Raw genomic sequence first — 14,118 nt, 5'->3', positions numbered from 1 at the left:
GCACGGCACGGACAACAAAGGGGCCGACCCGGAGAGACACAACTCCGGACCGGCCCCCACGCATGTTCAGGGCCCCGATATCAGTCCTCGTACGCATCCAGCGGCGGGCAGGAGCAGACGAGGTTCCGGTCGCCGTACGCCTGGTCGATGCGGCGCACCGGCGGCCAGTACTTGTCCGCGGCCACCACACCCGCCGGGAAGACGGCTTCCTCACGGCTGTACGCGTGCTCCCACTCACCGCCGAGCGCGGCGGCGGTGTGCGGGGCGTTGCGCAGCGGGTTGTCGTCGGCGGGCCAGTCGCCGCCCACCTTCTCGATCTCCGCGCGAATGCTGATCATCGCCTCGCAGAACCGGTCGATCTCGACCAGGTCCTCGCTCTCGGTCGGCTCGATCATCAGCGTCCCCGCGACCGGGAACGACATGGTCGGCGCGTGGAAGCCGTAGTCGATGAGCCGCTTGGCGATGTCGTCGACGCTGACGCCGGTCGCCTTGCTGAGCGGGCGCAGATCGATGATGCACTCGTGCGCCACGAGGCCACCGGGGCCGGTGTAGAGCACCGGGTAGTGCGGCTCGAGGCGCTTGGCGATGTAGTTCGCGGAGAGCACGGCGACCTGCGTGGCGCGCTTGAGGCCCTCGCCGCCCATGAGGCGTACGTACGCCCAGGAGATCGGCAGGATTCCGGCCGAGCCCCACGGCGCGGCGGAGATCGGACCGACGCCCGTCTCGGGTCCCGCGGCGGGCTGCAGCGGGTGGTTGGGCAGGTACGGCGCGAGGTGCTCACGCACACCGACCGGGCCGACGCCGGGGCCACCGCCGCCGTGCGGGATGCAGAACGTCTTGTGCAGGTTCAGGTGCGAGACGTCGCCGCCGAACTTGCCGGGCTGGGCGAGGCCCACCAAGGCGTTGAGGTTCGCCCCGTCGACGTAGACCTGGCCGCCCGCCTCGTGCACCTGGGCGCAGATGTCGGCGACGTGCTCCTCGAAGACACCGTGCGTGGACGGGTAGGTGATCATCAGCACGGACAGCTCGTCGCGGTGCTTCTCGATCTTGGCGCGCAGGTCGTCGACGTCGATCTCGCCGTCGTCGGCGGTCTTCACGACGACGACCTTCATGCCGGCCATCACGGCGCTCGCCGCGTTGGTGCCGTGCGCGGAGGACGGGATCAGGCAGACGGTGCGCTGCTCGTCGCCGTTGGCGCGGTGGTAGCCGCGCACGGCGAGCAGTCCGGCGAGCTCGCCCTGCGAACCGGCGTTGGGCTGCAGGGAGACCTTGTCGTAGCCGGTGACCTCGGCGAGCCGCTCCTCCAGCTCACGGATGAGCGTCAGATAGCCCTGCGCCTGCTGGGCGGGCGCGAAGGGGTGCAGCTGCCCGAACTCGGGCCAGGTGACCGGCTCCATCTCCGTGGTCGCGTTGAGCTTCATGGTGCAGGAGCCCAGCGGGATCATGCCACGGTCGAGCGCGTAGTCACGGTCGGCCAGCTTGCGCAGGTAGCGCAACATCGAGGTCTCGGAGCGGTACTGGTGGAAGACCGGGTGCGTGAGGTACTCGTCCGCACGCAGCAGGCCCGCGGGAAGCGTGTCCTCGGTCTCGGCGTCGAGCGTCTCGATGTCGGCCTCGACCCCGAACGCGGTCCAGATCGCGGTCAGTTGCTTGCGCGTGGTGGTCTCGTCGCAGGCGAGCGAGACGTGGTCGGCGTCGATCTGGTGGATGTTGACGCCACCCTCGCGGGCCGCGGCGACGAGCTGCTCGGCCTTGCCGGGCACCCGCACGGTCAGGGTGTCGAAGTACGCGCCGTGCACGACCTCGACGCCGCCCGCGGTGAGCCCCGCGGCGAGCACGGTCGCGTAGCGGTGCGTTCGCCGCGCGATGGCCTTGAGGCCCTCGGGCCCGTGGTAGACCGCGTACATTCCGGCCATCACGGCGAGCAGCACCTGAGCGGTGCAGATGTTGCTGGTGGCCTTCTCGCGGCGGATGTGCTGCTCACGGGTCTGCAGCGCGAGCCGGTAGGCCTTGTTGCCGTCCGCGTCCACGGAGACTCCGACGAGCCGCCCGGGCAGGCTGCGCGCGAACTTCTCGCGCACCGCCATGTAACCGGCGTGCGGACCGCCGAAGCCCATCGGGACACCGAAGCGCTGAGTGGTGCCGACGGCGATGTCGGCGCCGAGCTCGCCGGGCGAGGTGAGCAGCGTCAGGGCCAGCAGGTCGGCGGCGACGGAGACGACGGCACCGAGCTCGTGCGCCTGCTCGATGAGGGGCTTTATCTCGCGTACGGCGCCGGAGGCACCGGGGTACTGGATCAGCACGCCGACGACACCGCGCTCGGCGACCTCGGCGGGGATGCCCTCACTCAGATCGGCGACGACGACCTCGACACCGGTCGGCTCGGCGCGGGTCTGGATGACGGCGATGGTCTGCGGCAGCGCGTCCGCGTCGACCAGGAAGACACCGTCCTTGACCTTGCCCATGCGCCGCGAAAGGGCCATGGCCTCGGCGGCCGCGGTCCCCTCGTCGAGCAGCGAGGCGCCGGAGGTCGGCAGCCCCGTGAGCTCGGCGACGACGGTCTGGAAGTTGAGCAGCGCCTCCAGGCGGCCCTGGGAGATCTCCGGCTGGTACGGCGTGTAAGCGGTGTACCACGCCGGGTTCTCCATGACGTTCCGCAGAATCACGGGCGGCGTGAAGGTCCCGTAGTAACCGAGCCCGATCATGGAATCAAGGACTTGGTTACGGTCCGCGAGGGACTTGAGCTCGGCGAGGACCTCGGCCTCGGTACGCGCCCCGGGCAGGTTCAGCGCCTCGGCGTTCTTGATCACATCCGGCACGGCGGCGGCGGTCAGCTCGTCGAGCGAGCCGTATCCGACCTGCGCGAGCATCTTGGCCCGTGCTTCCACGTCGGGACCGATGTGCCGCTGCTCGAAGGGAATGCCCTGTTCGAGCTGGGAGAGCGGGATGCGAGGAGTGGCGGTCATTGCGGAGGCCTCCTGGTCTGACGCGACCTGCGAGGGGCACCACGGCACGGGTACCCGGACGGCCTCCCCCTCTGTCATCTCAACCTGAGAGTTTCACCGGTCCGTGCCCCGTGAGAGGCGTCGCACCGGCTTTCACCGTCGGTGAGGAAGGGATTCGAACGTGCCCGCCCGACGCCCGCCCTACTTTCCAGAGTGACCTCGTCCGTGCGGTACAGGGGCCTGAGAGATTCCGGGGAGGAGTTGCTCCTTCGGCGCCTCCGGTGTCTCGACCGGAGAGCTCTCCCGCACGGGGTCGGCAGCCAAGCGCCAGCCTACCAGCGAGGGCCACGGCCGATCCCTCGAGTGGCCGCCTGCCCCGAAGTGCTCTTTCGTAGTGATTACGAACGAACGAGGATGAGTTACGCCCAACTTCGACACGCCTCGACCAGTTGGAGGGCCCGTGCAGACCGATATCGATCCGCGCAATCTGATCGGCCGGAAGGCGTTCGACCGGAACGGGGCCAAGATCGGCACGATCGACGAGGTCTATCTCGACGACGCCACCGGCGCCCCCGAGTGGGCGGCGATACGCACGGGTCTGTTCAGCCGGGACACGTTCGTCCCCCTGGAGCCCAGCGAACTCAGGGACGACGGCACCCTGCGCATCCCCTTCGAGCGCTCCCTGATCAAGGACGCCCCGGACTTCGGCGTCGGCCGCCACCTCTCCCCCGAGCAGGAACTGCAGCTCTACCACCACTACGGCCTGGACATCACGCCTCCCGAGACAGCTCAGCCGCCGGACCAGGACTTCGGCAAGATCGCGGGCAAGGGAGACTCCTGACCGGTCGGGATCACCGCCGCTCCAGCTCCTCAGGAGACGCCACCAGGGGCAGGGGCTCCGCGGGTTCCAAGGCCGGATCATCCGTACGGAAGGTCCGCACCCGCCCCGGCACCGACGACTCCGGCGTCTCGAAGCGCACCGTGACCCGCCCCAGGCCACTGCCCTGCACCCACCCGTGCCCGTACTCGGCGTGCCGCACATCGAGCCCGGCGGCCCACCGGCGCTCGACCGGAACAACAGGCTCCGCCGCCGTCTCCCCCATGGGCTCCGCCGCTGCCTCCCCGGCCCGCTCCTCCTCCGCCTCCCGCTGCGTCTCCTGCGCCTGGACGGCTTCGGCCTCGGCCTGCGCCTGCGCCTGCGCGAACAGGTCCTCCTGCGTGTAGTCCGCGAGCCCCGTGACCCCCACCCCGAGCAGCCTCACGCCTCCGGTGGTGTCCACGGCCTCCAGGAGCCGCGCGGCGGCCTCCCGCACCACCCCGGGGTCGTCCGTGGGCCCACGCAGCGTCTCGGAGCGCGTCAGCGTCGAGAAGTCGAATCGCCGCACCTTCAGGACGATGGTCCGCCCCGAGTGCCCCGCGGCCCGCAGCCGCTCCACACACCGGTCGGCGAGCCGAGCGACCTCGCCCCTGACCCGTACCCGGTCATGGATGTCCACGTCGTACGTGTCCTCGACGCTGACCGACTTGGATTCCCGCTCCGCCACCACGGGCCGCTCGTCGCGCGCGAGCGCCATCGCGTACAGCGCGCTCCCGTGCGACTTCCCGAGGAGCCGTACGAGCTCGTCCTCGCCGGCCTCCGCGATCTCCCCCACGGTCGTGATCCCGCCCCGCCGCAGATGGTCCCCGGTGGCCGGGCCGACACCGGGCAGGGTCCGGACCGGCATCGGCCCGAGCAACTCCCGCTCGGTCCCCGGCACTATCAGGCGCAATCCGTCCGGCTTGGCCTCCTCCGAGGCGATCTTGGCCAGCATCTTGGACGCGGCGAGCCCGACCGACCCCGCGAGCCCCGTCACCGCCTTGATGTCCGCCCGCAGCCGCTCGCCCACGGCCAGCGCGGACGCCTGGTCGTCGGCCACCCCGCCCGCATCGAGATCGACGAAGGCCTCATCCAGGCTGAGCGGCTCCACCAGGGGCGAGAGCTGCCGCAGCAGCGCCATCACCTGGTCGCTGATCTCGCGGTAGAGCCCGAAGCGTGGCACCAGATAGGCGGCATTGGGCGCCAGGCGCCGCGCCTGCCCCATGGGCATCGCCGAGTGCACCCCGAACTTCCGCGCTTCGTACGACGCCGTCGCCACCACACCGCGCGGCCCGAGCCCACCCACGACCACGGCTTTCCCACGCAGACTCGGCTTCGCGGCCTGCTCGGCAGACGCGTAGAAGGCATCCATGTCGAGATGCAGAATCGTGGGCGCGGTTCTCACACCTCTGATGCTGCCCTACGCCACTGACAATGCCCCGGCAACGACCCCGCACCTCCCGGTGCCCGGCCCGCTCAGACGGCTCTGTTGCGCCGCCTGGCGAGCTCGTCGGAGGGGTTCTGCCGCACCAGCGTCTCCCCGGTGTCGATCCGCTCCCCGTGCAGCTGCGAGAGTGCCGCGTCCACATCCCGCCATACGACACCCACGGCGATCCCGAAGACCCCCTGGCCGCCCTGGAGCAGGTCGTGGACCTCATCGGGCGACGTGCACTCGTAGACCGTCGCGCCGTCGCTCATGAGCGTCATCCGCTCCAGGTCACGGAAACCGCGGTCACGCAGATGCTGGACGGTGGTCCGGATGTTCTGCAAAGAGACGCCGGTGTCGAGGAAGCGCTTCACGATCTTCAGGACGACGACGTCCCGGAAGCTGTAGAGCCGCTGGGTCCCCGATCCGCCCGCGGCCCGCACACTGGGCTCGACGAGCCCCGTACGGGCCCAGTAGTCGAGCTGTCGATACGTGATGCCGGCTGCCGCGCACGCGGTCGGCCCGCGGTACCCGATCTGTTCCTGTTCGGACTGTCCGGACGTGGCGTCCCCGCTCCCCTGAACGCTCTCCTGCACCACCATCGGCCTCACGGGAGAGTGACCGGCCGTGCTGCTGTGCATCGGATACGGCCCACCCATCGCCGTACCGTCGCCGCTGCTTCTCACGCCGACCTCCGTCCTTGACCTGCCTTCACGACGGTAGGCAGTCGCCAGGGGCTCGTCAACGATCGCCACACTCGGCACGCCGAGTGATAATCACCCTAAGAGTGGTTTGCCGTTCCGCATCGCCGGGAAAGGCTAGCCGAATGGTCGGCAGGCCCCTCGGGAAGCGACGGCCTACTGGCTGTTGGTACCGAAGTCCTCGGGCGAGATCTGGTCGAGGAACTCGCGGAACTTCTCCACCTCGTCCTCCTGCTCGTCCGGAATGGCGATGCCCGCGTCGTCGAGTACACCGTCGCTGCCGTAGATCGGCGTTCCGGTGCGCAGCGCGAGCGCTATGGCGTCGGACGGCCGCGCGCTCACCTCGACTCCACTGGCGAAGACCAGCTCCGCGTAGAAGACCCCTTCTCGGAGGTCCGTGATGCGCACCTCGGTGAGCTCCTGACCCACCGCCTCCAGCACGTCCTTGAACAGGTCGTGGGTCAGCGGCCGCGCGGGCGCCATCCCCTGCTGTGCGAAGGCGATCGCGGTCGCCTCACCTGGTCCGATCCAGATGGGGAGGTAACGATCGCCTCCCACTTCACGCAGGAGCACGATCGGTTGGTTGGAGGGCATTTCCACCCGGACACCTACGACGTCGAGCTCGTTCACACAGCAACCCTAGGACGTGCCCGGCCGGTTTGGGTAGTCGGGCACCCTCCGAGTCAGGGCAACCGGACCCCGAGCGCCGTCTGCACCAGTGCAGAATGCAGCTTTCCGGTCAGCCCGGCCAGTTCCTTCGTACGGGCTTCCGCATGGGCTCTGGTCTGCGGATTACGGTGCCGGCGCAGCGGCGCGACGACCTGGTCGACCAGGCCGGCCTCCCGTTCGGCCGCCGACTTCATGGCGCGCAGATGCCTGGGTTCGATACCGAATCGCCCAAGTTCCACGACGAGCGCGGCGACCGTCACGGCCTCCGCGTCGTAACCCCCCTCGGGCAGGGGCACGATGAGCCCGTACGTCTCCCAGTCGGCGAGCTGCTCCGCGTCGATCTCGGCGGCGGCGAGCAGCTCCGCACGGCCCACACGGGCGGCAGTGGGCTCCCCGGCGTCGCTCGCGCCCCAGGCGTCACCGGGCTCGCGCGGCTGCCCCAGGGTGGGCGTGGAGACCCCCTCGCCGCGCTCCAGGGCGTCCAGGTGCTCCCGGATCACCTTGAGCGGCAGGTAGTGGTCCCGCTGCATCCTCAGGACGTGACCGAGCCGCTCGACGTCCTCCGGGCTGAACTTCCGATAGCCCGAGGGAGTGCGCTCCGGCTCGATGAGCCCTTCCGACTCCAGGAAACGGATCTTGGAGATCGTGACCTCGGGAAACTCGTCACGCAGCGCGTTCAGCACCGCGCCGATGCTCATCAGCCGACGGTCCTCGGCGGCGGTGCCGTTGCCGGCACCGCCCCTCGGTGTTTGAAGCATGGACCTTCCCTGCCGGATCAGATACCGATGCCCCGCTGGCTCGCGTAGAAGACCAGGCGGTACTTGCCGATCTGCACCTCGTCGCCGTTCGACAGCGCGACCGAGTCGATGCGCTCCCGATTGACGTACGTGCCGTTGAGGCTGCCCACATCGGCGACGGTGAAGGACCCGTCCCCGAGGCGACGGAACTCCACGTGGCGGCGCGAGACGGTCACGTCGTCCAGGAAGATGTCGCTCTGCGGGTGGCGCCCCGCCGTGGTCAGCTCGCCGTCCAGGAGGAAGCGGCTGCCCGAGTTCGGCCCACGGCGCACCACGAGGAGCGCGGAGCCGAGCGGCAGTGCGTCAACGGCGGCCTGGGCCTCCGGCGAGAGGGCGGGCGAGGCGGTCTGCCCCGTCACCTCCGCGTCGTAGGCCTCGAGGCCGGAGATGGAGATCGTCGAGGTCGTCTCGGACGGACGCTCCGGCGCGGCCCCGGCCCGCAGCGGCGCGCCGCAGTTGGAGCAGAACCGGCTCGCCTCGGCGTTGCGGTTCCCGCACCTCGTACACACCAGGGCCATGGACGGATCCTCCTGCCGCGGCTGCCCCGCGGGGGCATTCGATGCGTACGGATCGGGGGTAAACCCTCCACCCGTACTTGAGGTTGACGGTTCTCCGAAACCTATGCGGCCCGGACCGGCAGGGTCAACAGACGACGCGCCCTGCGCGCCCGAAATGTCACCGCCTGGCCCACCGACCTGGTCACGGAACATCGGGCGCTCGGCGCCCTGGTCCTCGGCATCTCCATGGCGCGGGGCACGGTGCCGGGCGGTGGCGGGATTGCCACTGTCCTCACGTGCGCTCTTGCCGAACAACTTCGCAAACAACTTCACGGGCGATTCCCCTTGACCGAAACAGACCCGCCCGTGGGGCAGGACGAACCCTGATTGCACACACCGGCGTACATCGGCAGCACAGACATCCTCACAACGTCCGCAACCGCCAAACAGTTTCCACCACGCACCACGCTTACGGTGCGCCGACCCCCCGCAACCTCTTGCCCTCGACCGGCGGCCCCCATGCGCCCCCGCCTCACTGGGACGACGACCGAGCGTAGTCAGGCCGCTTCGCCGCTCGCAAGGCGTCCACCACGATCTTCTCCGCTCGCGACACGGTGACGGTGGCCTGCTCCTTCTCCAGAGTCTGCACCACTCCACCTGGGATGTTCAGCGCCGGCTCGAGGTCCTGCGGCTTGCCGATGACCTTGAACCGGTAGGGCTTGCCGACCGTGCGGCCGTCCACCCGGACACCACCACTGTCCGTATCCGACAGATAGGTGCTGGCCACCACGCGTACATCATTGATCTGGATCGCCTCGGCCCCCGCGGCACGCAGCTCCTGAATGGCGTCGAGCAGCATGTCCGCCTCGACCGACCCCTTCTTGTCATCGATGGTCAGCGTGATTCCAGGACCCTGCGCCGCCACGGTGCCCGCGAGAATGCCGAGTTGACGCTCCTTCTCGACAGTCTGCTTGCGAGCCTCCTCGGCCTGGTCCGAGCTGTTCTCCAACCCGGTGCGCTGGTCCTCGAGACGCTGCTTCTCACCTTCCAGACGCTGTGTACGGTCATCCAGTTCATCGAGGATGCGTACGAGATCTTCCTGACGTGCGCCGCGGAGCGCGCTGCTGTCGTTGTTGGAGCGCACCTGGATGGCGAGACCGAGCCCCAGCACGAACAGCAGCAGGGCCACGATGAGTTGAGGACGCGTGACGCGAGGCGGCCACAGCCCCTCCCGCAGCCGCTGACGACCGCTGTGCGACGCCTGCTCGTCTTGCTGCTCGTCCTGCCGCTCGGCCTGCTCGGGCGCCGCGTTCTCCCCCGGCCCCCCGGGTTCCGCTGGTTCCGCGGGCACGCTCCGGACCTCCGCGGGCAGTTCCCCGCTCCGGTTCTCGCCTCCGCGCGTCTCTTCCGTACCCATCCGCGTCACGCCCTGAAGATGTGTCGGCGGATGGCGGCGGCGTTCGAGAAGATCCGGATGCCGAGGACCACCACCACACCGGTGGAGAGCTGGGCGCCCACGCCCAACTTGTCGCCCAGGAACACGATCAGGGCGGCCACGACGACGTTCGAGAGGAACGACACCACGAAGACCTTGTCGTCGAAGATGCCGTCGAGCATCGCGCGCAGGCCTCCGAACACCGCGTCGAGTGCCGCCACCACGGCGATCGGAAGGTACGGCTCGACCACCGCCGGAACCTCGGGCCGGACCAACAATCCGGCCACGACTCCCACGACGAGGCCCAGTACGGCGATCACGATGTGCCCTTTCCTGCCTTCGGCTCTGCTGTACGTACGGTCACACTCGGTGCTGCCGGCAGTCGGACATCATCCTGGACGGAAATGCTGGTCCTGACGCCGAAGTTCTCCTGCAGAGCATGCAGATACTGACCGTCTCGACTGTTCTGGAATCTCGTGCTCAAGCGCTGTCCGTCCCCCACGGCAAGCACCGTATACGGCGGCACCAGCGGCTTGTTGTCGACCAGTATCGCGTCACCCGCGGCCCTGATCGCCGACAGTGCCGTCAGTCGCTGGTCGTTGATGGCGATGGCCTCGGCGCCGGACTGCCACAGGCCGTTGACGACCCGTTGCATGTCGCGGTCGCGCACCCGTCCGGTGTCGGAGAATCCCGCGCTCTCGCGCGGCCCTCCCCCGCCCTGATCGGCTTGCTTGGCGTCGTCCACCACCAGCTTCACACCGGGCCCATGGGCCTTGGTGGCACCGGAGAGCAGGGACACCAACTCGGCCTGGCTGCCCCCGTGTTTCTTCAGCGCCTCACGCTGCCGTTCGCCCACGTCGTCACGGAGCGTCTCGACGTCCTCTTCGAGCTCGTCGGCGTCCGAGGTCGCCGACTCGATCCGGTCGATGAGCTCCGTGCGCTCCTTGGCGACGACCGGAGCCGCTATCCGCGCCTGCGCGGCGCCCACCGTCACCACCAGGGCCGCGAGCACAAGTCCGAGGGCAAGACCGAGCTTCGCCCGCAGCGGACGCGGCACTCCACTTGCGCCCTTCGCCTTCTTGCGGGCCGCCGCCTCGGCGTAGCCCTCGTCCAGGCTGTGGTCCATGACCGTGGTCAGCAGCGACATGGACGCGTCCGGACGCCGAGGGCGCGAGGGTGTGCTCCGAACGGGGGGCTGCTGCGGCATGCCGCACATCGTCGCACGTCGCGGGCCTTACCTCCGAATGGCCCCACCGGTGTGCCGGACGGCACCTCTCAAGGGTGCCGTCCGGCCCATGTCGCCGGTCAGCGACCGGCGCTGTCCACCACCGCGGACCACTCGTCGAGCAACGCCTGGGCGGAAGCGTCGTCGGGTCCTTCCGCCCACAAATGAGTGACGGCCTCGGCGGGGTCGGGCAGCACCAGCACCCACCGTCCGTCGGACTCCACGACCCGCACACCATCGGTGGTGTCCACCGAACGCTCCCCCGCGGCCTCCACCACGGTCCGCATCACGAGCCCCTTGACCGCCCACGGCGTCGCGAGGTCCCGCCGCAGCACATGGGCACGCGGGATACGCGCGTCGATCTGGCTCAGCGTGAGCTGCGTACGCGCCACCAGACCGATGAGCCGCACAAAGGCGGCCGTACCGTCGAACACGCTGCTGAACTCGGGAATGATGAACCCGGCCCGGCCATCTCCACCGAAGATGGTCGACTCGTCACGCCCCACGCGCGTCAGATCGTCGGGCGACGTCGTCGTCCAGTCGACCTGCGTCCCGTGGTACGCGGCCACCTGCTCGCCGATGCGCGTCGTCGTGACCGGCAGTGCGACCCGACCACTGCGGCGTTCCGCGGCGACCAGGTCGAGCATGACAAGAAGCGCGCGGTCGTCCTCGATGATCCGCCCCTTCTCGTCGACGAGCGAAAGCCGCTCACCCACCGGGTCGAACCGCACACCGAAGTCGGCACGCGACGACGCCACGATCTCGCCCAGCCGCACGAGGCCCGCCCTGCGCTCTTCGTGGGTCTCGGTGGGACGCGACTCGTCGAGGCCAGGGTTGATCGTCAGCGCGTCGACGCCCAGCCGCCCCAGGAGGCTCGGCAGCACAAGACCGGCGCTTCCGTTGGAGGCGTCGACGACGACCTTCAGATCCGACTCGACCACACCCGTGGTGTCGATGTTGCGCAGCAGCGAGCCGGTGTAGGAGTCGAAGACGCTGGAAGGAAAGTGCAGGTCTCCGATCTCCCCGGGGAACGCCCGCCGGTACTCCTGGCGCGCGAAGATCCGGTCCAGCTTCCGCTGACTGCCCTGCGAAAGGTCGGCTCCCCGCCCGTCGAAGAACATGATGTCGACGGAGTCGGGCACACCTGGCGTCGTCCGGATCATGATCCCGCCGGCACTGCCCCGAGCCGTCTGCTGCCGCGCCACTGGCAGCGGTACGTTCTCCAGGTCCCGTACGTCGATGGCGCTGGCCTGCAGCGCCGAGATCACCGCTCGCTTCAGCGCCCGCGCGCCTCGCGAGTGATCACGGGCCGTGGTGACGGTCGAGCCCTTCTTGAGGGTCGTCGCGTACGCCCCCGCGAGCCGTACCGCCAGCTCCGGCGTGATCTCGACGTTCAGGATCCCGGAGACGCCGCGCGCACCGAAGAGATGGGCTTGGCCCCGGGACTCCCAGATGACGGAGGTGTTGACGAACGCGCCGGCCTCGATCGTCTTGAACGGGTAGACCCGGACATTGCCCTGGATGATCGATTCCTCACCGACGAGGCACTCGTCGCCGATGACGGCACCGTCCTCGATCCGGGAGGCCCGCATGATGTCGGTGTTCCGCCCGACAACACAGCCCCGCAGGTTGCTGTGCTGGCCGATGTAGACGTTGTCGTGCACGACAGCCTTGTGCAGGAACGCCCCGGCCTTGACCACGACGTTCGATCCCAGCACCGTGTGCTCGCGGATTTCGGCGCCCGCCTCGACCTTGGCGTAGTCACCGATGTAGAGCGGCCCGCGCAGTGTGGCGTCGGGGTGCACCTCGGCGCCTTCGGCAACCCACACGCCCGGCGAGATCTCGAAGCCGTCGAGCTCGACGTCGACCTTGCGTTCCAGCACGTCGGCCTGGGCCTTGACGTAGCTTTCGTGCGTGCCGACGTCCTCCCAGTAGCCCTCGGCGATGTAGCCGTAGATGGGCTTGCCTTCCTTCATGAGCTGAGGGAAGACGTCGCCGGACCAGTCGACCGACACATCGGCGTCGACGTAGTCGAAGACCTCGGGCTCCATGACATAGATACCCGTGTTCACCGTGTCCGAGAAGACCTGCCCCCAGGTCGGCTTCTCCAGGAAGCGCTCGACCTTGCCTTCCTCGTCCACGATGGTGATGCCGAATTCCAGCGGATTGGGGACGCGCGTCAGACAGACGGTGACCAGCGCGCCCTTCTCCTTATGAAAATTGATCAGCTCGGTGAGATCGAAATCAGTCAGTGCATCACCGGAGATCACGAGGAACGCATCGTCCTTCAATGCTTCCTCGGCGTTCTTCACACTCCCGGCAGTGCCGAGTGGCTTCTCCTCATTGGCATAGGTGAGCTCCATCCCGAGCTCTTCACCATCGCCGAAGTAATTCTTGACCAGAGAGGCCAGGAATTGGACTGTCACTACGGTCTCGGTGAGCCCATGCCTCTTCAGCAGCCGCAGCACGTGCTCCATGATGGGCCTGTTGGCCACAGGCAGGAGCGGCTTGGGCATGCTCGAGGTCATAGGGCGAAGGCGTGTGCCTTCGCCTCCGGCCATTACGACGGCCTTCATGTCGGAAGCGTCCTCCTCGATAGGCGACGATCTGGCCGACTTAGCCCGCCAATACAGGCCCGTGTATGCGACTTACGGGACCGCAAGCCTTACAGCTGCCGGACCGGCAAGCTCAATCGGCCGTGGCGTCTGCACGGACAAGTCGGCGAACCTGGACCACGTAGAGGATCCCTGCCCACCAGTACAGACTTGTACCCCATCCTGCGAACGCCCATCCGAAAATAGCAGCGAGAGTACTGATCCAGCCACTTCCGTCGCTCAGGAGCAGTAGTGGAAAAGCGTACATCAGGTTGAAGGTGGCGGCCTTGCCCAGGAAGTTCACCTGGGGCGGCGGATAGCCGTGCCGCCTGAGGATCCCGACCATCACCAGCAGGACGAGCTCGCGCAGGAGCAGCACCGCGGTCAGCCACAGCGGAAGAATCTCCCGCCACGTGAGCCCGACCAGTGTCGACAGAATGTAGAGCCGGTCAGCGGCCGGGTCGAGCAGCCGCCCCAGGTTGCTGATCTGATTCCACCGGCGGGCCAGCTTGCCGTCGAGATAGTCACTGATGCCGCTCAGCATCAGCACCAGCAGCGCCCAGTGATCACTCTTGGGCCCGCCGAACTCCGGCCTGAGGATCAACCACAGGAAGAGGGGTACGCCAACGAGGCGCGCCATGCTGAGGATGTTCGGGATGGTGAGGACCCGGTCCGTCTGGACGCGAGTCTCCTGGACCTCCACCCGGGGGCCTCCTGTGGGAAACGAGCCGATGATGCCCCCTGACCTTACCGTCAGTTGTCAGCCGGCGGTGCAGAGGGGTGGCCGAGGGACGGAACACCAAGGGACAAAATGAACCCGGAAAACAAAAAAGCCGTGGTCCCTGGACAATAAATCCAGGGACCACGGCTATAAAAGAAGTTCGGCGGCGTCCTACTCTCCCACAGGGTCCCCCCTGCAGTACCATCGGCGCTGTGAGGCTTAGCTTCCGGGTTCGGAATGTAACCGGGCGTT

At 68.3% G+C, this 14,118-nt stretch carries 12 protein-coding genes, 1 rRNA gene and 1 riboswitch; of the genes, 1 reads left to right on the top strand and 12 read right to left on the bottom strand.

What is annotated here, in order from left to right:
* Positions 1-80: 80 nt before the first annotated feature.
* Positions 81-2,966, bottom strand: coding sequence for an aminomethyl-transferring glycine dehydrogenase (gene gcvP / locus ACIBCK_RS06400; protein WP_399387312.1), 2,886 nt, complete (start codon positions 2,964-2,966; stop codon positions 81-83).
* Positions 2,967-3,163: 197 nt separating this feature from the next.
* Positions 3,164-3,261: riboswitch (glycine riboswitch) on the bottom strand.
* A 144-nt stretch (positions 3,262-3,405) separates the two neighbouring features.
* Here gcvP and ACIBCK_RS06395 point away from each other — a divergent pair.
* Positions 3,406-3,786 carry a PRC-barrel domain-containing protein gene (locus ACIBCK_RS06395; RefSeq protein WP_399387310.1) on the top strand — a complete coding sequence of 127 codons (381 nt, stop codon included), beginning with the start codon at positions 3,406-3,408 and terminating at the stop codon, positions 3,784-3,786.
* Positions 3,787-3,796: 10 nt separating this feature from the next.
* On the opposite strand, the gene ACIBCK_RS06390 is transcribed toward ACIBCK_RS06395, so the two are convergent.
* From ACIBCK_RS06390 to rrf, 11 genes are all read right to left on the bottom strand, one after another.
* Entirely contained in the window at positions 3,797-5,206 is a 1,410-nt protein-coding gene (locus ACIBCK_RS06390) for a DNA polymerase IV (protein ID WP_399387309.1), read from the bottom strand.
* Between the two features lie 71 nt (positions 5,207-5,277).
* A complete protein-coding gene (locus ACIBCK_RS06385) occupies positions 5,278-5,886 on the bottom strand; it encodes a MerR family transcriptional regulator (RefSeq protein ID WP_399388842.1) in 609 nt (202 codons plus the stop codon).
* A 198-nt stretch (positions 5,887-6,084) separates the two neighbouring features.
* Entirely contained in the window at positions 6,085-6,558 is a 474-nt protein-coding gene (locus tag ACIBCK_RS06380) for a bifunctional nuclease family protein (protein WP_006123076.1), read from the bottom strand.
* 53 nt (positions 6,559-6,611) lie between these two features.
* Positions 6,612-7,355 carry a MerR family transcriptional regulator gene (locus ACIBCK_RS06375; RefSeq protein ID WP_399387307.1) on the bottom strand — a complete coding sequence of 248 codons (744 nt, stop codon included), beginning with the start codon at positions 7,353-7,355 and terminating at the stop codon, positions 6,612-6,614.
* 17 nt (positions 7,356-7,372) lie between these two features.
* A complete protein-coding gene (locus ACIBCK_RS06370) occupies positions 7,373-8,341 on the bottom strand; it encodes an FHA domain-containing protein (protein WP_399388839.1) in 969 nt (322 codons plus the stop codon).
* 82 nt (positions 8,342-8,423) lie between these two features.
* Positions 8,424-9,308, bottom strand: coding sequence for a DUF881 domain-containing protein (locus ACIBCK_RS06365; protein WP_399388838.1), 885 nt, complete (start codon positions 9,306-9,308; stop codon positions 8,424-8,426).
* 5 nt (positions 9,309-9,313) lie between these two features.
* Positions 9,314-9,646 carry a small basic family protein gene (locus tag ACIBCK_RS06360; protein WP_030794354.1) on the bottom strand — a complete coding sequence of 111 codons (333 nt, stop codon included), beginning with the start codon at positions 9,644-9,646 and terminating at the stop codon, positions 9,314-9,316.
* Complete coding sequence (locus tag ACIBCK_RS06355; RefSeq protein ID WP_399387305.1) at positions 9,643-10,542, bottom strand: DUF881 domain-containing protein; 900 nt, start codon at positions 10,540-10,542, stop codon at positions 9,643-9,645. The genes ACIBCK_RS06360 and ACIBCK_RS06355 overlap by 4 nt, the downstream gene beginning before the upstream one ends.
* An 89-nt stretch (positions 10,543-10,631) precedes the next feature.
* A complete protein-coding gene (locus tag ACIBCK_RS06350; protein WP_399387303.1) occupies positions 10,632-13,127 on the bottom strand; it encodes a sugar phosphate nucleotidyltransferase in 2,496 nt (831 codons plus the stop codon).
* Between the two features lie 112 nt (positions 13,128-13,239).
* Positions 13,240-13,848 carry a CDP-alcohol phosphatidyltransferase family protein gene (locus tag ACIBCK_RS06345; protein WP_367039729.1) on the bottom strand — a complete coding sequence of 203 codons (609 nt, stop codon included), beginning with the start codon at positions 13,846-13,848 and terminating at the stop codon, positions 13,240-13,242.
* Positions 13,849-14,024: 176 nt separating this feature from the next.
* Positions 14,025-14,118, bottom strand: a 5S ribosomal RNA gene (gene rrf / locus ACIBCK_RS06340); the annotation flags it as partial.

The organism is Streptomyces sp. NPDC051218, from assembly GCF_044455475.1.
GTDB lineage: Bacteria > Actinomycetota > Actinomycetes > Streptomycetales > Streptomycetaceae > Streptomyces.
The sequence above is the reverse complement of the archived record's forward strand: the minus strand, read 5'-3'. Positions and strand labels throughout refer to the sequence as shown.

Coding starts and splice junctions, on each gene's coding strand:
- gcvP (WP_399387312.1), bottom strand. CDS start 2,966: ATGACCGCCACTCCTCGCATCCCGCTCTCCCAGCTCGAACAGGGCATT.
- ACIBCK_RS06375 (WP_399387307.1), bottom strand. CDS start 7,355: ATGCTTCAAACACCGAGGGGCGGTGCCGGCAACGGCACCGCCGCCGAG.
- ACIBCK_RS06365 (WP_399388838.1), bottom strand. CDS start 9,308: ATGGGTACGGAAGAGACGCGCGGAGGCGAGAACCGGAGCGGGGAACTG.
- ACIBCK_RS06350 (WP_399387303.1), bottom strand. CDS start 13,127: ATGAAGGCCGTCGTAATGGCCGGAGGCGAAGGCACACGCCTTCGCCCT.
- ACIBCK_RS06355 (WP_399387305.1), bottom strand. CDS start 10,542: ATGTGCGGCATGCCGCAGCAGCCCCCCGTTCGGAGCACACCCTCGCGC.
- ACIBCK_RS06385 (WP_399388842.1), bottom strand. CDS start 5,886: ATGGGTGGGCCGTATCCGATGCACAGCAGCACGGCCGGTCACTCTCCC.